The organism is Streptomyces sp. PTL18 (assembly GCF_059510295.1).
Genome location: NZ_JCAJZO010000005.1, coordinates 1 through 16,813, shown reverse-complemented (window position 1 = coordinate 16,813; position 16,813 = coordinate 1). Strand labels below are relative to the sequence as shown.

Sequence of the window (16,813 nt, the reverse complement as noted above, 5' to 3'; positions counted from 1 at the left end):
ACAGGACAGGTGTCGCTGTCGTCGTCATCCGGTCAACGTCCGGTCGGCGGTAAAGATTCCCGTTCCGAGTCCCGTTCCGGGTCATGCGTCGCCGTCGTAGCCGCCCCTTGTTGTACCCACCGGCGCCCGGTTTGTCACATCTGCTAGCAGATGTCACCCAGCGTTTCGGCTCCTTTGACGCGCAGTAACGGTACGCCTGGCAGGCCAAACGCGTACACTACCGCCCTTTGCCCTCGGACGCTAAATCCTCTCGGGAACCGGGTTGCCCGCGTCGCGCACCGCCTCGCGTACCGGAACCCGGGCCAGCAGCACGAACCCCACGGCGAAGAACGCCACCAGTGAGATGATCGCGTCGCGGTAGCTGCCCGAGAGCTGGTAGGTGATCCCGAACAGCAGCGGGCCCAGCCAGCTCATGCCGCGGTCGCTCAGCTCGTACGCGGAGAAGTACTCGGCCTCCTTGCCGGGCGGCACCAGATGCGAGAACAGCGACCGGGAGAGCGCCTGGCTGCCGCCGAGGACCAGCCCGATGCAGGCCGCCAGGGCGAAGAACCCGCCCGGCGCGCCCGCAGGCAGGAAGTAGCCGGCGGCGAGTGTCACCGTCCAGGCGACCAGCGAACCCAGGATCGTGCGCTTGGCGCCGTACGTCCGGGCCAGCCGGCCCATGCCCAGCGCGCCGCCCACCGCCAGCACCTGCACCAGCAGGACGGCGGCGATCAGCGTCGACTGGCCGAGGCCCAGCTCCTGGGAGCCGTACACCGACGCCTGCGAGATCACCGTCTGGATGCCGTCGTTGTAGATGAGGTACGCCAGCAGGAAGGCGAGGGTCAGCGGGGTGCGGCGCATGTCCCGGACCGTGGCGGCCAGTTGCCGCCAGCCGTGCACCGCCGCAGCCGTGGACGTCGTACGGCGGTCGCGCAGGCGCCGGAGCGGGATCAGGGTGAAGGCGCCCCACCACAGGCCCGCCGAGGCCAGGCAGATGCGGACCGCCGTCGACTCCGAGACGCCGAAGGAGTCGTGGGCCGTGAAGAGGACCAGGTTCGCGATCAGGACCAGCGAACCGGCCGCGTAGCCGAAGGCCCAGCCGCGTGAGGAGACCGCGTCACGCTCCTCGGGTGGGGCGATCAGCGGCAGATAGGAGTTGTAGACCACCATGGAGACGGCCACCGACGCGTTCGCGACGATCAGCAGCAGACCGCCCAGCAGATACCGGTCGCCGTCCAGGAAGAACAGGCCCGTGGTGGCCGAGGCGCCCAGGTACGCGCACAGGGCGAGCAGCGGCTTCTTGCGGCCGGTGCGGTCGGCCGCCGCGCCCGCGAGCGGCATCACCACGATCGCCACGACGACCGACGCCGAGACGCAGTACGCGAAGAACGAGCCCGCGCGCACCGGCACGCCCAGCGGGTGCACGTAACCGTCCGCGTCCGCCGCCGACTTGGCCACCGCGGTGAGGTAGGGGCCGAGGAACACGGTCAGCACGCTGGTCGAATAGACCGAGCACGCCCAGTCGTAGAAGTACCAGCCGCGTTGTTCGCGCCGTCGCTCGGCGGCCTCGTCGCCGGCCTGTGCCCGCACGGTGTCGGTGCCCACCCGTGCCCTCGCTTCCCCGTGGAACGGTGATCGTGCGCGGGGCGCTCAGGCCCAGGTGCCCCGGGCTTCGAGGACCGTGCGCAGTGTGTCGATGTGATCGGTCATGATGCCATCCACTCCCAGGTCCAGGAGCCGGTGCATGCGATCGGGCTCGTTGACCGTCCACACATGGACCTGCAGTCCCAGCGCGTGGGCGGTCCGCACAAAGCGGTGATCGACCACGCGGACGCCCGACTGGTACTCGGGCACCTGGGCGGCGATCGCCGAGCGGCGCACCACCGCCGGCATCCCCCATGAGCGCAGCCGCAGGTTGAGGACGCCCCGGGTGCCGTACGACGTCGCCAGCCGGGGCCCGGCCAGGCGCTGGGCACGCGCCGCACGCGCCTCGGAGAACGAGCCGACGCAGACCCGGTCCCAGGCGTCGGTGCGCTCGATCAGGCCGAGCAGGGGCAGCAGCGCCGGCTCCGCCTTGACGTCCACGTTCCAGCGCACGTCGGGGAGCTCCTCCAGTACCTCCTCGAAGAGGGGCACCGGCTCCTTGCCCGCCACGCGCGCCTGCCGCACGTCCTCCCACGGCAGGTCGGCGATACGGCCCGCACCGTCGGTCACCCGGTCCAGCGTCGCGTCGTGGAACGCCACCAGCTTCCCGTCGGCCGTGGCGTGCACGTCCGTCTCGATATAGCGGTAGCCCGCCGCGACCGCGCGCCGGAACTGCGCCATTGTGTTCTCCAGACCCCTGGCCGCGCCGCCCCGGTGGGCGAAGGCGATCGGGCCGGGATGGTCGAGGTAGGGGTGGCGTATCAGGGTGGTCACGGACGCAGTATCGCGCGCTCCGGTTGCCCGGTGGCAACGACCTTGCTGCGCCCCGATGCCGCGGAGGCGGCGAAGACGCGCAGGAAGAACTGGGCGAGCGGTCCGATGGACAGCGCATAGACGATGGTGCCGAGCCCGACGGTGCCGCCGAGCGCGAAGCCGGTCGCGACGACGGTGATCTCCACGGCCGTGCGGATCAGCCGGATCGAGCGGCCCGTGCGCCGGTGGAGTCCGGTCATCAGGCCGTCGCGGGGGCCGGGACCGAAGTCGGCGGCGATGTAGAGGCCGGTCGCCACCCCGTTGAGCACCACGCCGGCGGCCAGAAGGGGCACGCGGACGGCCAGTGAGTGCACCTCGGGGAGCACGGCCAGCGTGGTGTCCAGGGCCGAACCGATCACCAGGACGTTGGAGACGGTGCCGAGGCCGGGGCGCTGCCTCAGCGGAATCCACAGCAGCAGGACGGTCGCGCCCACGATCGTCAGCACGACGCCCATGCTGAGCCCGGTGAGCTCGGACAGACCCTGGTGCAGGACGTTCCAGGGCTCCAGGCCGAGGCCCGCCTTCACCAGGAGGGCGGAGCTCGCGCCGTAGAGGGCGAGGCCGGCGTAGAGCTGGAGGAGCCGTCGTCCGGGACGACTCCTCATGGACGTGTCAATGGACGGGTCGTCCGGAGAGTCGGCAGACAAAAGGTGCCCCCCTGTGGTGGTAGTGGACTGGCGCATGTCACTCTGTGGCTTGGAAGGACAAGCCATCCATGGCCAATTCCGGGAAGGTGGACTGGGAATCATGGCGCAGTGGACCTCGGCGGTGGGCGCGGCACAGCTGGCCCGGCTGCTCACCTCGCAGCAGGACCGTCCCGCGGGGCCCGGCAGCCGCCGCCCGCCGGCCTATCGGGCGCTCGCGGACGGCATCCGACTGCTCGTGCTGGAGGGCCGGGTGCCGGTCGCCGCCCGACTGCCCGCCGAGCGGGAGCTGGCGCTCGCCCTGTCGGTGAGCCGGACCACGGTCGCGGCCGCGTACGAGGCACTGCGCACCGAGGGATTCCTGGAGTCCCGCCGCGGAGCGGGCAGCTGGACCGCGGTGCCGGCCGGGAACCCGCTGCCGGCGCGCGGCCTCGAACCGCTGCCGCCCGAGGCGCTCGGCTCCATGATCGACCTGGGCTGTGCCGCGCTGCCCGCGCCCGAGCCCTGGCTGACCCGCGCCGTACAGGGTGCCCTCGAGGAACTGCCGCCGTACGCGCACACCCACGGCGACTACCCGGCGGGCCTGCCGGCACTGCGCTCCATGCTCGCCGACCGCTACACGGCGCGTGGCATCCCGACCATGCCCGAGCAGATCATGGTGACCACCGGCGCCATGGGGGCGATCGACGCGATCTGCCACCTGTTCGCCGGGCGTGGTGAGCGCATCGCCGTCGAGTCGCCCTCGTACGCCAACATCCTGCAGCTGATGCGGGAGGCGGGTGCCCGACTCGTCCCCGTGGCCATGGCCGAGGGGCTCGGCGGCTGGGACCTGGACCGTTGGCGCCAGGTGTTGCGGGAGGCCGCCCCGCGGCTCGCCTACGTCGTCGCCGACTTCCACAATCCGACGGGTGCGCTCGCCGACGAGGACCAGCGCCGCCGCCTGGTGGAATCGGCCCGCTCCGCCGGGACGGTCCTGGTCGTCGACGAGACGATGAGCGAGCTGTACCTGGAGGAGGGGGTCGAGATGCCGCGCCCGGTATGCGCCTTCGACCCGGCGGGCTCCACCGTCATCACCGTCGGCTCGGCGAGCAAGGCGTTCTGGGCGGGCATGCGTATCGGCTGGGTGCGGGCCGCCCCCGATGTCGTCCGCAGCCTGGTCGCGGCACGCGCCTACGCCGACCTGGGCACCCCGGTTCTCGAGCAGCTGGCCGTGAACTGGCTGCTGAGCACGGGCGGCTGGGAGGAGGCGGTCGACCTGCGGCGCGGCCAGGCCCGGGAGAACCGGGACGCCCTGGTCGCCGCGGTGCGCAAGGAGCTGCCGACGTGGGAGTTCTCGGTGCCCCGGGGCGGCCTGACGCTGTGGGTGCGCACCGGCGGCCTGTCGGGGTCCCGGCTCGCGGAGGCCGGGGAACGGGTCGGTGTCCGGGTGCCGTCGGGGCCGCGCTTCGGTGTGGACGGCGCGTTCGAGGGCTATGTGCGGCTGCCGTTCACCGTGGGCGGCGCCGTGGCGGAGGAGGCGGCGGTCCGGCTGGCGGCCGCGGCCCGCCTGGTCCAGACGGGCGCGTCGGGGCCGGCGGATGCTCCGCGGACGTTCGTGGCCTGACCGGGGAGCGGGGCAGGGCGGCGGTCAGCCTTCCACGGCCAGTGCCTCGGTCGGGACCGACTCGACCGGTGCGCCGCCGTCGGTCGGCTTGTCGCCCTCGATCGGGGCGCTGGAGGCGATCGGGGTGCCGGCGGCGGTCGGGGCGCTGGAGGTGATCGCTTCGCTGCGGCGGGGCAGCAGGCCGAGGACCGCCTGTCGGTGCTGTTCGTCAGCGGAGTCGTCGTACGGGTCCGGGGTGGCCGGTACCTGGAGACGGTGGACCGGGCCCGAGCCCAGGCGGGCGTACCCGCGGCCGGGCGGTACGTCCTTGACGGGGGTGGTGTGCGGCGGCGCACCGAGCACCGCCTCCAGTTCGTCGGGAGCCGCCGGGCCGAGCACCACGCGCGCGCGGGTGTGCTGCAGGACGGCGTCGGACAGGGCGTCCAGGGCGTCCAGCTGCTCGGCGACCACCACCGTGACGTTCGCCGCGCGGCCGTGCCGCAGCGGCACCTGGAGCAGGGCCTGAGGATCGGTGCGGCCGTCGGCGGCGGCGAGCTGCCCGAGGACGGTCGGCCGGTCCAGCAGAATCCACAGCGGGCGCCTGACGTCGTCCGGCGAGGGCTGCCCGGCCTGCCGGGCGCGGTTCGCGGCGATCAGCCGACGCTCCGTCTCATGGGTCGCCCACTCCAGGCTCGCCGCCGCTCCGGCGAGCCCGGACTCCACCGCCAGCACCCCGTCCCGGCCCGTCAGGAAGGCGTACTCGCCGGTGCCGCCGCCCTCGACGATCAGCACGTCCCCGTACCGCAGCGCCTGCAGGGCGAGGGAGCGCACCAGCGTCGTCGTGCCGCTGCCGGGTGTGCCCGCGATCAGCAGGTGCGGCTCGGTGCACCGCGGGCCCGTGCGCCACAGCACCGGAGGCACGTCGCGTCGCTCCTCGCCGTGGGTGAGGGGAAGCGTGCGCTGGACGCCGGTGGGGTCGGTGAAGCCGAGGACCGTCTCGCCCGGGGCGGTCACGAAGCGCTGTGCGGCGATGTCGGTGGGCAAGGGAGGCAGCACGGTGACCGTCAGTTCGTTGCCCTCCTCGTCCCAGGCGAAGTGGTACTCCCGGCCCCGGCCCGACTTGGCGTGCAGAAGCTGCTCGATCCTGGCCCGTGATGCGGGTTCGCCGTCGGTGAAGTAGGCGGGATAGCGGACGACGAGGCGGGAGACGCGGCCGGTGTCGTCGAACTCGCAGCAGGAGAAGGCCTGCGTGAAGTCGCCGCCGTGCGCGTACAGCGGAGCCGGGTCCTCGGCGGCCGAGAAGTACGGCACCAGGGCCTCGTACAGGGCGCTCAGCCGCTTGGTCTGCGCGGGGTCCGGGCCCGGCGGCGCCGTCGGCCTGCCTTCCCGGCCCGTCCAGGCCGACGCCGCCATCAGCGTGATGGCGGCGAGCAGCGGCCCGTACGGCAGCAGCGCCACGACCAGGATCACCGAAGCCACCAGGAAGAGCAGCGGTCCCCGCCCGTCCTTCGGGGTGTCCGCCCACCTGCGCCGCCCGGCTGCGGCCAGCCGGCGCAGGCCGCGCGTGATGGTGATCAGCGGGTGGAGGACGTCGGTGGCGCCGCCGGCCGCCGCCCGCGCCAGTTCCCGGCTGCGGGCGATCCGGACGCCGCCGTCGCTCAGAATGCGGGGGAGGGGACGCCTGGCCACGTCGTTCTCCTGACGGTGTGTGCGGACGGAAGCCGGGTCAGAAGTTGATCCCGCCGAGGAGGCCCGCGAGACTCGCCCCGCCGGCCTTGATGCCCGGCGCGATGGCGGTGCTCGACAGGTAGAACCCGAAGAGCCCGCAGATCGTCGCGTGCCGGCCCTTGAGGCCGTCCTTGCGGCAGAAAAGGAAGACGACGGTGCCGAGCAGCAGGACGCCCGAGATGTTCAGAATCATTTGCTCTCTCCTGGTCCGTGGGGACAGTCACCATGAGTCCTTCCAGGCTCACAGAATGTATCCATACGATAAAAGGTGCAACTGGGTGAAATGCGCCGGATTTCCTTCGGTCGGCGGAGCCGTCGTCGGCCCTTGACCGGCTCTGACGCCCGCCACGGACCTCGCCGTGATCTTTGCCGAGTACGGTGCCGGTCATGTGTCGCGGCAGCCAGTACGCTGGCGATTCACCCGTACGGGTCACCGGTTCCGGCACCCGTGGGGCACCAGTACCAGCAGCCGTAGTGGAGAGGCGGTCCGGCCGATGAGTGAAGCCCCCGACCCCGAGGTCGTGGAGCTCGCGACCAAGATCTTCGATCTGGCGCGCCGAGGCGAGACCGAGACGCTCGTGGCATACGTCGACGCGGGCGTTCCGGCCAACCTCACCAACGACCGCGGTGACACCCTGGTGATGCTCGCCGCGTACCACGGCCACGCCGACGCCGTCCGGGCCCTGCTCGGGCGCGGAGCTGAGGCCGACCTGGCCAACGACCGAGGCCAGACACCGCTCGCCGGAGCGGTCTTCAAGGGTGAGGCCGAGGTCATCCGGGCCCTCCTCGACGGCGGCGCCGATCCGGCCGCGGGCACTCCCTCGGCGATCGACACCGCCAGGATGTTCGGCAAGGCGGACCTGCTCGAACTGTTCGGCGCGCACTGATCCGAACACACTGACCAGCGGAAACGACGAAAACGGGGGAGGCGGTACCGGACCGCCCGAAATAAGGTCGCGGCAGCGCGAGAGCCCGGGTCATCATGACGTCGTGATTCACGGACGCGATGGCCGGGCAGGTGATGCCGCACCGCGCGGACCGTGATCGGTCCACACGGGCCACCAACGAGAGGCAGAGGAAGATGGTCTTCAACAAGCAAGAGACGGCGGGCGCCCCGACGTGTTGTCACGCGGCCTGGTAATGCGTGTCCCCGGTTGCGTCGACGCTTGATGTGAGGCTGTTTCCCATGTTCGAACCGGTCATAGCGCCCAGCGGTACGCTGCTCGGCCTGCTCCAGCGAGGCCGTGGCGACGGCACCCTGCACGCGCTCACCGCCCCCCGCGCCGAGGCTCTCGCGGCCCTCGACCACTGTGTGCTGCGCGACCCCCGCCACGACTGGCAGGTGGAGAACCGCTCCCTGTACTACGCCCGGCTCTACCTCGATCTCGGGGGTGAGCTGGACGCCATCGAGGCGCACCTGTTCGGCGCCGAGGACGTCCTCGACGCGGACGAGTGCCGCACCGGGCTCGCCCTCGCCGTGCTCGGTCACCTCGCCTCGTACGGCAGGCGCGACGCGCTCGAACTCCTGCGCAGGTACGCCGCCTCGGGCACCAACTGGGCCTGGGCCCTGGACGAGCTCGCCCTGCGCGACGACGACGCGGGCCTGCGCGCCCTGGCCGTCCCCGTCCTGGCCCGCTTCCCCGCGGACCCCGAGGGCGAGGCCGAACTCGCCGCCGCTGTTCGGGACGCCTTCGAACCACGGCCCTGGCGGCTGTGGGCCGACGACCCCCGCGCATCCATCGCCTCGCGCGTGCGTGCCGCACAGGAGGCCGGCTGCTTCGACCGCTGGCAGCGGCAGATGCGGCCCCAGGGGCCGCGCCCGGGGTGGAGCGTGCGGGCCGTCTTCGACTGGGCCCAGCAGGGCATCGAACGCGGTGCCGCGCTGCACGTGCCCGCCGCGCGCTGCCTCACCGCCGTCGCCGGCCCGGAGGACCGCTCGGAGATCGTCGAGGCGGCCCGGTCGGGCAGCGACGGAGCCCGCTCGACGGCCCTGCGCTATCTCGCCGACGGCAACGATCCCGACGCCCTCGAACTCATCGAGGACGCCGTGTCCACGGGTTCCGCGCTCGTCGTCGACGCGGCCGTGGACGCCTTCGAACGTATGTGCAGTATCGCCGCCGTGGACCGGGCGCGGAGCTGGGCCCGCCGGCCCGACGCCCTCGGGGCCGCCGCCGGTCGCATGCTCGCCTGTCGTGGCGGTGCCCAGGACCGTGATCTGGTCCTCACCGCGCTCCGGGAGGCGGTCCGGGGCGAGGGCCCCGACGCGCCGACCCTGTGGACCCTCGTGGACGGCGCCGGACGGCTCGGCATCGCCTGCGCCGCACCCGTCCTGCGCCATGTCTACCGCGAGACCGCGTCCTCCCATCTCCGCGGGCGCGCCGCGCGCGCGCTGGCCGCCACCGACTCCTCCTTCGCCGCGGGATTCGCCGTCGAATGCCTCTGGGACTGCGAGGAGTCCACCCGCGAGATCGCCGCACGGCACGCCGAGACGGGAGACGCCCGCGTCGTGGAGCGGCTGCGCCGGCTCGCTGCGGATCCGGCCGAGGAGGCCGAGGTGCAGACCGCCGTACGCAGCCGGATCGGGCCCGACACGCCCGCCGTGTGAACTCCCGGTGACCCGCGTGTCAGGAGCACGTGGACACGCGGCAGCCTGCTCGGCTGCGCAGCTCAACGCTCATGGGACGTTCCCCGGCCGGAAAGATCGACGTTGACGCGGCCACGTCCCGTGCGGCGAGAACACGGGTATGCGTGTCGTCATCGTGACCGAATCCTTTCCCCCCGATGTGAACGGCGTGGCCCACTGCGCGGTGCAGACCGCCCGGCACCTCGTCGATCGCGGTCATGTTCCCCTCGTCGTCGCACCGGCAACGTCCCCCAGGTTCTCGGCTTCGCCCGAACCGGGAGGCGTCCTCGCCGGCAACGGGCCCGACGCCCTCGCGCCGTGCCCCGTCGTCCGTGTCCCCTCCCTGCCGCTCCCCGGCTACCCCCAGGTGCGTGTGGCCCTCCCCAGCCGACGCGTCGCCGCGGCCATCACCGAACACCGCGCCGACATCGTGCACCTGGCCAGCCCCTTCATCCTCGGCGTCCGCGGCATGGCGGCCGCCGCCCGGCTCGGCATCCCCGCCGTCGCCGTCTACCAGACCGATCTCGCCGGATACGCCCGCACCTACATGGGCGCCGGCGAGGCGGCGGCCTGGCGGCGCATCCGCTCCGTGCACGCCGCCGCCGACCGCACCCTGGCGCCCTCCAGCGCCGCCCTGCGCGACCTGGAGACACACGGCGTGCCCCGGGTGCAGCTGTGGCCGCGCGGCGTCGACACCGTCCGTTTTCGGCCAGAGCTGCGCGACGAGGCGATCCGCCGTGAACTCGCCCCGAACGGTGAGCTGATCGTGGGCTATGTCGGCCGGCTCGCCCCCGAGAAGCACGTCGAACTCCTCGCCGGCGCCTGCGGCCTGGACGGCGTACGCGTCGTCGTGGTGGGCGACGGGCCGAGCGAGACCACCCTGCGCACCGCCCTGCCCGGTGCCGCCTTCCTGGGCCGCCGCACCGGCGACGAACTCGCCCGCATCTTCGCCTCGCTGGACGTCTTCGTGCACACCGGCCCCTTCGAGACGTTCTGCCAGACCGTGCAGGAGGCCATGGCGAGCGGTGTGCCGGTCGTCGCCCCCGCCGCGGGCGGTCCGCTCGACCTGGTGGCCCACGGCCGCACCGGCCTTCTCGTCCCGCCCGGGGACGCTGCCGCCTTCCGGGACGCCGTGTGTTCCCTGGCCGCCGACCCGGCGCTGCGGGCCGCCTTCGGGGCCGCGGCGCGCGCACTCGTCGAGGGCCGCACCTGGGCCGCCGTCGGTGACCAGCTCATCGGCCACTACACGGACGTGCTCATCGCGCGCGAGACGGTGGTGGCGGCATGAGCTTCGCCACCGAGCGGAACGGCGCCGGCCTGCGTATCGTGCGGCTCGCCAACTTCGTCGCCCCGGCGTCCGGCGGTCTGCGCACCGCGCTGCGCGAGCTGGGCAAGGGCTTCAGGGAGGCCGGGCACGAGCCGGTGCTCGTCGTGCCCGGCGAGCGCCACACCGACGAGATGACCGAACAGGGCCGGGTCATCACGCTGCCCGGACCCCTGCTGCCCGGCACCGGCGGCTACCGCGTCCTCGTGGACAGGCGCCGGGTCGCCGCCCTCCTGGAGGAACTGGACCCCGACCGTCTCGAGGTCTCCGACCGCACGACCCTGCGTTGGACCGGCAAGTGGGCCCGGCGTGCCCGGGTCCCCGCCGTGATGGTCTCCCACGAGACCGCCGACGGCGTCCTGCGCACCTGGGGGCTGCCCGAGACGGCATCCCGGCGCGCAGCCGACGCCCTCAACATCCGTACGGCGCACACCTACACGCGCGTGGTGTGCACCACCGAGTTCGCCGAGCGGGAGTTCGTGCGCATCGGCGCCCGCAACGTCGTACGGGCACCGCTGGGCGTCGATCTCGAACAGCGGCACCCGGCGCTGCGCGACGCAGGGCTGCGCGCACGGTACGCGCGCGGGGACGAGACGCTGCTCGTCATGTGCTCCCGGCTGTCCGTCGAGAAGAGGCCCGGCACGGCCCTGGACGCCCTGGAGGCCCTGGTGCACCGCGGGCGGCGCGCGGTGCTGGTGGTCGCCGGGGACGGGCCGCTGCGGGCGCGGCTGGCACAGCGGGCCGAGGAGCGGCGGCTGCCCGTCACCTTCCTCGGCCACGTCGCCGACCGGGACCTGCTCGGCGCGCTGCAGGCCACGGCCGACGTGTGCCTGGCCCCGGGGCCCGCCGAGACCTTCGGGCTCGCCGCCCTCGAGGCGATGGCGTGCGGCACCCCGGTGGTGGCCAGCGCCCTCTCCGCGCTGCCCGAGGTGATCGGTTCGGCCGGGGCGACCGCCGTGAACACCGGTGAGGCCTTCGCGGACGCGGTGGAGCTGCTCCTGGAGCGGTCCGGGTGCGAGCGCCGGGAGAAGGCACGCGCGCGTGCCGAGTGCTTCGGCTGGAAGACGGCGGTGGACGCGTTCCTCACGGCCCACGACGCCCTGCCGTACGACGTGCCGCAGGCGGCGGGTGACGCCCGCCTGCGGGAGGCGGCCCGGGAGGGCGTGGGATGAGGCCCCTGCGGTTCGTCGCGCTCGGCGACTCGCTGACGGAAGGCGTGGGCGACCCCGTCGGGGACACCTGGCGGGGGTGGGCCGCGCTCCTCGCCGACGGGCTCACCCCGGCGGACACCCCCGCGGCGTTCACCAACCTCGCCGTCAGCGGCGCCCAGACCCGGGACCTCCTGGAGCGGCAGATCCCGGCCGCGCTCCGTCTGCGCCCCGACGTCGTCTCCGTGGTCATCGGCGTCAACGACACCCTGCGCTGCACCTTCGACATCCACGCCGTGGCCGCCCGCCTGGACCAGGTGTACGCCGCGTTCCGCGCCCAGGGCGCGGTGCTGCTCACGGCCTGCCTGCCCGACCCGGGGACGATGCTGCGGCTGCCCGGCCCACTGGCGCGCCCGCTGGCGCGGCGTCAGCGGGCCGTCAACACGGTCGTGCACGCGCTGTCCGAGCGGTACGGGGCGGTGCATCTGCATGCGGCGGACGGGGACTGGATCAGCGACCGCGCGATGTGGAGCGCGGACCGGCTGCACCCGGGCGAGCGCGGGCACCGGCAGCTCGCCCTGCGCTTCCACGCGTTGCTCGCCGACGCGGGGCTCGCAACCGGCGCCGCTCCCTCGGCGGAGCCCGAGTCTCCTGCGCCCAGCCGCTCGGCGAGCCTGTGGTGGCTGGCCACCGCCGGGACGGGGTGGGTGGCCAGGCGGTGCACCGACCTGCTGCCGCAGCTGCTCACCCTGGCCGCCGACGAGGTCCGCCACAGGGCCGGGGGAACCGGCGCGCGGCTGGACCTGAGCGCCTCCCACGCGGTGACGTCCGCGCTGGCCGCGCTGTCGGTGGCGGAGCAGCCGGACGCGGCGTGAGCGGTCACGGCACTACCGGCGGCTCACGGCCGTGAACCGCACGGGGCCCCGGGGCCGCCTGGGCGGCGGCCGCGAGATCGGCGGCGCGGACGACCGCGATCACCGGGTACCCCCCAGTGGTCGGATGGTCGGCCAGGAACACGACCGGCCTGCCGTCGGGCGGCACCTGCACCGCGCCCAGAACCATGCCCTCACTGGGGAGTTCACCGGCCCGGGCCCGTTCCAGGGCGGGTCCTTCCGTGCGCAGGCCGATGCGGTTGCTTCGCGGCGGACACCCGGTAGGCGCGCGTGAGGAATGTGCGAAGTGCGCCCGGCGTGAACCAGTCGGCGCGCGGCCCGAGCGTCACCCGCAGCACCAGCTCGGCCGGCGGGCCCGGCTGTGCGGCGACGTCCACGCCCGCGTGGGGGCCGGCCGGCCCAGAGGCAGGACGGCACCGTCCGCGAGCGGTGGCGGGCCGAGCCCGGAGAGCAGGTCGGTGGAGCGGCTGCCGAGCACCGGCTCCACGGCCACTCCGCCCGAGACACCGACGTAAGCGCGTACTCCGGCCCGCGCGGGCCCCACGTCCAGCAGCGCCCCGCCCGGCACCCGGACCGGCGCTCCCCAGGGGGCGGGGCGGCCGTCCACGGTGACCGCGCAGGGCGCGCCGCCGACCGCGGCGGTGACCGTCGACCGCGGGCGCAGCGCGCAGCCGTTGAGTGTGGTCTCCAGGACGGCGGCTTCCGGCGGGTTGCCGACCAACCGGTTGACCAGCGCCGCCGTGGGCGCGTCGAGCGCCCCGGAGCGCGGCACCCCCAGATGGGCGTGGCCGGGCCGTCCCCGGTCCTGCACGGTGGTGAGCAGCCCGGCACGCACGACGACGAGAGCCCGATCGGTCATCACGACCCCACCGGGACGAAGCGGACACGGACCCCCGGGGTGAGCAGAGCGGCCGGCACGCGCGCGTGGTCCCACAGCACCGCGTCGGTCGTGCCGATGAGCTGCCAGCCGCCCGGCGACGAGCGCGGATAGACCCCGGTGTACGGACCCGCGAGCGCCACCGAACCCGCCGGGACGGCCGTGCGCGGGGTGGCCCGGCGAGGCACGTGGCAGCGGTCGGGCAGGCCGGTGAGACAGCCGAACCCCGGCGCGAACCCGCAGAAGGCGACCCGGAACTCGGCCGCCGCGTGGATCCGCGCCACCTCCTGCCGCGGCACGCCCCACAGGGCGGCCACTTCCGCAAGATCGGGACCGTCGTACCGTACGGGGATCTCGACCGGCTCCTCCGCGCGCGTTCGCGCCCCGAGTGGGCCGCGACGGTCCCGGAGCGGGCGAGGCCCACGGCCAGCTCGTCGGGCGGCACGTCCATCGAGCGCCGCCCGAATCCGGCCAGGTCCCGGTAGGAGACCTGGGCGCCGATCCGTACGCCGCGCTCGGCCGCCAGCTCGCACACCCGGCGCATGGTGGCCGCGTCCCCGGCGTGGAAGCCGCAGGCCACGTTGGCGCTCGTGACGACCGACAGCAGCCGCTCGTCGTCGGTGAGATGCCAGCGGCCGAAGCCCTCGCCGAGATCGGCGGTCAGATCGATCATGGTCCCTCCTGGTCGGGCGCCGTCGGGCGACGCGGTACCGGTCGTCCGGCGACGTGGTACCGGTCGCCGTCAGCCGACGCGGTACCGGTCGTCGCGGGCGTCGGTGATGAACATCCGCCCCGGTGCGTGGGTGATGGCGAACGGCGGGCGCGAGGCCATCACCGCGGCCTGCGGGGTCACGCCGCAGGCCCAGAACACCGGCACGTCGTCCGGCTCCGCGTCCACCGGGTCGCCGAAGTCGGGCCGGCCGAGGTCCTCGATGCCCAGGACCGACGGGTCGCCGCAGTGTACGGGGCCACCGTGCACCGCGGGGAGCAGACTGCTCTCCCGGATCGCGGCGCCCACGTGGGCCGGCGGCACCGGGCGCATGGACACCACCATCGGGCCGTGCAGCCGCCCCGCCGGACGGCACTGGCGGTCCGTCACGTACATCGGGACGTTGCGGCCCTGCTCGATGTGGCGCAGGGGCACGCCTGCCCCGGTGAGCGCCCACTCGAAGGTGAAGCTGCATCCGATGAGGAACGACACCAGGTCGTCCCGCCAGTAGGCGCGCACGTCCGTCGGCTCGTCCACCAGTTCGCCGTTCCGCCACACGCGGTAGCGCGGCAGATCGGTCCGCAGATCGGCGCCCTTGGCGAGGACCGTCGTCGGGGAGCCCGCGTCGGTGACGTCCAGGACCGGACAGGGCTTCGGATTGCGCTGGCAGAACAGCAGCGTGTCGTACGCCCAGTCGGCGGGCACCGAGATCAGGTTGACCTGGGTGTGGCCCGCGGCGACCCCGGCGGTGGGGCCGCTCAGACCCTCCCGGACACGGGTCCGGGCGTCCTTCGCGCTCCACGCGTGCGCGTGCTCGTCGACGAGGATCAGCGGGCGGTCCTCTGTGAGGGGCGGGGGGAGGTTCTCCGTACGGTTCACCGCAGTTCCTTTCCACGCGTCTCCGGCAGACCCAGCAGCGCCAGTGCCGCGATCCCGTATCCGACCGCTCCGAAGACGAGCGCGCCGCCCACGCCCCAGCTGTCGGCCAGGAAGCCCACCAGGGTCGGGAAGGCGGCGCCCACGGCGCGGCCGGTGTTGTAGGTGAAGCCCTGTCCCGTGCCGCGCACCGCGGTCGGGTACAGCTCGCTCAGGTACGAGCCGAAGCCGCTGAAGATCGCCGACATGCAGAACCCGAGCGGGAAACCGAGCACCAGCAGCAGGGTGTCGGCACCGTGGGGGATGTTCGTGTACACCAGCACGCAGAGCGCCGAGAGCAGCGCGAACAGCCAGATGGTGTGCCTGCGGCCGAGCCGGTCGGTGAGGTGGCCTCCGGTGAGGTAGCCGATGAAGGCTCCGGAGATCAGGAACGTCAGGTAGGAGCCGGTGCCCACGACGGACAGGCCCCGTTCCGTCTTCAGGTACGTCACCACCGTGATCATCAGTGCCTTGACCCGTCCGACGCGGTCGGCGACCACGCCCGCTGCGGCGCCGCCGATCGCCGACACGACCAGGGTGACCGTGGTGAACAGGCCGGTCCGGCCGCTGTTCAGGCCGAAGTACGCGGCGAGCGCGACCATGCTCAGCGGGAGCGTGAAGTAGTCGTACGAATCCAGGGCATAGCCGCCGAAGGCGCCGGCGAAGGCGCGGCGGCCGCGCGGGCCGAGGGCGTGCAGCCAGCCCAAGGCGCCGTCGTCGTCGGCACCTTCACCGGCGCCGGAGCGGGCGCCGGCGGTCGGGACCGGGGAGGGGGGAGTCGTGCTCATGGGCACCTCGCAGTGAGGGACGGAGGGTGCTTGCGGGTGAGCCGTGCGGTGCGGAAGCCGCGACGCCACGGTGGAGCGGAGTGGTGCCGTGTGCAACAAGGTAGAGGATCGTTGAACGATCCTTCAATACTCGTGTTGTTTCGTCCTTGTGTCTGCGCTTGAATTCCGGGCATGGCAGAGGAGCTGACGGGACTGGCCGACGACCGTGCCCTGCTGGGGCGTACCAGCACCGCCGAGCGGGTCTCCGACATCCTCAGGAGCCGGATCGCCGACGGCTTCTTCCCGCCCGGCACCCGGCTGTCGGAGGACAGCATCGGCGGCGCGCTCGGCGTCTCCCGCAACACGCTGCGCGAGGCGTTCCGGCTGCTCACCCACGAGAGGCTGCTCGTCCACGAGTTGAACCGCGGGGTGTTCGTACGGGTCCTGACGGTCGAGGACGTGGAGGACATCTACCGCACCCGCAGCCTCGTCGAGTGCGCCGTCGTACGAGGGCTCGGCGAGCCGCCGTACGCGCTCGAGGGCCTCGCGGGGGCCGTCGCCGACGGGCGGAAGGCGGCGCGCGAAGGTGACTGGAAAGGTGTGTCGACGGCCAACATCCACTTCCACCGGGAACTGGTGGCACTCGCGGCCAGTGAACGCACGGACGAACTGATGCGCAGCGTCTTCGCCGAACTCCGGCTCGCCTTCCACGTGGTGGACGACCCCCGCCGGCTGCACGAGCCGTACCTGGCGCGCAACCGGCAGATCCTCGACACGCTGCAGGCGGGGCGGAGGGACGAGGCGGAGAGGCTGCTCGCGGCCTACCTGGACGACTCACGGGCGGGCCTGGTCGTGGTGTACGGGCGCCGGGTGGCCGACGCAGGCCGGTGACGCGGAGCTCGGACATGGGCGGCTTTGCCGCGGGGCGCGGCCGCGGAGCACACCCGGCGATTTGGGCCGTTGTCAGACCCAGGACCTAACCTCGCCGTTTCGGTTGGAGTGATGAGACGTCGTTGAGGGTGACCGTCGGGGTGGCCGACGCGATTTCGGTGTTCGGACATGACGGAGACCCGGCGCGGTGGTCGGGTTCTCCGAGGTCCTTCGGTCGTGGGCGGTCAGGGGTTTGCCGGTCAGCTGGCGGGACGGGGCAGTGCGGCGAGGCGA

The 16,813-nt window shown here is 73.3% G+C and carries 15 protein-coding genes and 2 pseudogenes; 7 read left to right on the top strand and 10 right to left on the bottom strand.

Going from position 1 to position 16,813, the window contains the following annotated elements:
- Positions 1–240: 240 nt before the first annotated feature.
- From AC5WS8_RS11130 to yczE, 3 genes are read right to left on the bottom strand one after another with little or no spacing between them, the layout of a single operon-like run.
- Positions 241–1,587, bottom strand: coding sequence for an MFS transporter (locus tag AC5WS8_RS11130; RefSeq protein WP_496103174.1), 1,347 nt, complete (start codon positions 1,585–1,587; stop codon positions 241–243).
- Between the two features lie 45 nt (positions 1,588–1,632).
- Positions 1,633–2,400 (bottom strand): glycerophosphodiester phosphodiesterase family protein, encoded by a 768-nt coding sequence (locus tag AC5WS8_RS11125; protein ID WP_496103173.1) that lies wholly within the window; start codon positions 2,398–2,400, stop codon positions 1,633–1,635.
- Entirely contained in the window at positions 2,397–3,122 is a 726-nt protein-coding gene (gene yczE / locus AC5WS8_RS11120) for a membrane protein YczE (protein ID WP_496103172.1), read from the bottom strand. The genes AC5WS8_RS11125 and yczE overlap by 4 nt, the downstream gene beginning before the upstream one ends.
- A 64-nt stretch (positions 3,123–3,186) precedes the next feature.
- Between yczE and AC5WS8_RS11115 the strand changes: the two genes are divergently transcribed.
- Positions 3,187–4,686, top strand: a complete 1,500-nt coding sequence (locus AC5WS8_RS11115) for an SCO1417 family PLP biosynthesis transcription factor (protein ID WP_496103171.1) — start codon at positions 3,187–3,189, stop codon at positions 4,684–4,686.
- A gap of 24 nt (positions 4,687–4,710) precedes the next feature.
- Here the strand turns inward: AC5WS8_RS11115 and AC5WS8_RS11110 are convergent, their stop codons facing one another.
- Positions 4,711–6,354 carry a P-loop NTPase family protein gene (locus AC5WS8_RS11110; RefSeq protein WP_496103170.1) on the bottom strand — a complete coding sequence of 548 codons (1,644 nt, stop codon included), beginning with the start codon at positions 6,352–6,354 and terminating at the stop codon, positions 4,711–4,713.
- Between the two features lie 37 nt (positions 6,355–6,391).
- On the bottom strand, positions 6,392–6,586 hold the full coding sequence (locus AC5WS8_RS11105; protein ID WP_496103169.1) for a hypothetical protein: 195 nt from the start codon (positions 6,584–6,586) through the stop codon (positions 6,392–6,394).
- 301 nt (positions 6,587–6,887) lie between these two features.
- Between AC5WS8_RS11105 and AC5WS8_RS11100 the strand changes: the two genes are divergently transcribed.
- The 5 genes from AC5WS8_RS11100 to AC5WS8_RS11080 all read left to right on the top strand — a co-directional run bounded on the left by AC5WS8_RS11100 (position 6,888) and on the right by AC5WS8_RS11080 (position 12,363).
- Entirely contained in the window at positions 6,888–7,280 is a 393-nt protein-coding gene (locus AC5WS8_RS11100) for an ankyrin repeat domain-containing protein (RefSeq protein ID WP_496103168.1), read from the top strand.
- Between the two features lie 299 nt (positions 7,281–7,579).
- Positions 7,580–8,998, top strand: a complete 1,419-nt coding sequence (locus tag AC5WS8_RS11095) for a HEAT repeat domain-containing protein (protein WP_496103167.1) — start codon at positions 7,580–7,582, stop codon at positions 8,996–8,998.
- Between the two features lie 139 nt (positions 8,999–9,137).
- Complete coding sequence (locus tag AC5WS8_RS11090; protein WP_496103166.1) at positions 9,138–10,304, top strand: glycosyltransferase family 4 protein; 1,167 nt, start codon at positions 9,138–9,140, stop codon at positions 10,302–10,304.
- The gene (locus AC5WS8_RS11085) at positions 10,301–11,512 is read left to right on the top strand and encodes a glycosyltransferase (RefSeq protein ID WP_496103165.1); all 1,212 of its coding nucleotides are present in this window, start codon (positions 10,301–10,303) and stop codon (positions 11,510–11,512) included. The genes AC5WS8_RS11090 and AC5WS8_RS11085 overlap by 4 nt, the downstream gene beginning before the upstream one ends.
- Positions 11,509–12,363: an SGNH/GDSL hydrolase family protein gene (locus tag AC5WS8_RS11080; RefSeq protein WP_496103164.1), complete on the top strand. Its 855-nt coding sequence runs from the start codon at positions 11,509–11,511 to the stop codon at positions 12,361–12,363. The genes AC5WS8_RS11085 and AC5WS8_RS11080 overlap by 4 nt, the downstream gene beginning before the upstream one ends.
- Positions 12,364–12,367: 4 nt before the next feature.
- On the opposite strand, the pseudogene AC5WS8_RS11075 reads toward AC5WS8_RS11080, so the two are convergent.
- The 5 genes and pseudogenes from AC5WS8_RS11075 to AC5WS8_RS11055 form a co-directional block, all read right to left on the bottom strand.
- Positions 12,368–13,240, bottom strand: a pseudogene (locus AC5WS8_RS11075) (5-oxoprolinase subunit C family protein).
- Complete coding sequence (locus AC5WS8_RS11070; protein WP_496103519.1) at positions 13,240–13,725, bottom strand: 5-oxoprolinase subunit B family protein; 486 nt, start codon at positions 13,723–13,725, stop codon at positions 13,240–13,242. The pseudogene AC5WS8_RS11075 and the gene AC5WS8_RS11070 overlap by 1 nt, the downstream one beginning before the upstream one ends.
- Positions 13,671–13,931 (bottom strand): annotated as a pseudogene (locus AC5WS8_RS11065) (LamB/YcsF family protein); the annotation flags it as partial. The pseudogene AC5WS8_RS11065 and the gene AC5WS8_RS11070, both read right to left, overlap by 55 nt.
- Positions 13,932–14,000: 69 nt before the next feature.
- Positions 14,001–14,846 (bottom strand): putative hydro-lyase, encoded by an 846-nt coding sequence (locus AC5WS8_RS11060; RefSeq protein WP_496103163.1) that lies wholly within the window; start codon positions 14,844–14,846, stop codon positions 14,001–14,003.
- Positions 14,843–15,670: an MFS transporter gene (locus tag AC5WS8_RS11055; protein ID WP_496103162.1), complete on the bottom strand. Its 828-nt coding sequence runs from the start codon at positions 15,668–15,670 to the stop codon at positions 14,843–14,845. The genes AC5WS8_RS11060 and AC5WS8_RS11055 overlap by 4 nt, the downstream gene beginning before the upstream one ends.
- A gap of 171 nt (positions 15,671–15,841) precedes the next feature.
- Here AC5WS8_RS11055 and AC5WS8_RS11050 point away from each other — a divergent pair, with 171 nt between their 5' ends.
- Positions 15,842–16,540 (top strand): GntR family transcriptional regulator, encoded by a 699-nt coding sequence (locus tag AC5WS8_RS11050; protein ID WP_496103161.1) that lies wholly within the window; start codon positions 15,842–15,844, stop codon positions 16,538–16,540.
- Positions 16,541–16,813: the final 273 nt, after the last annotated feature.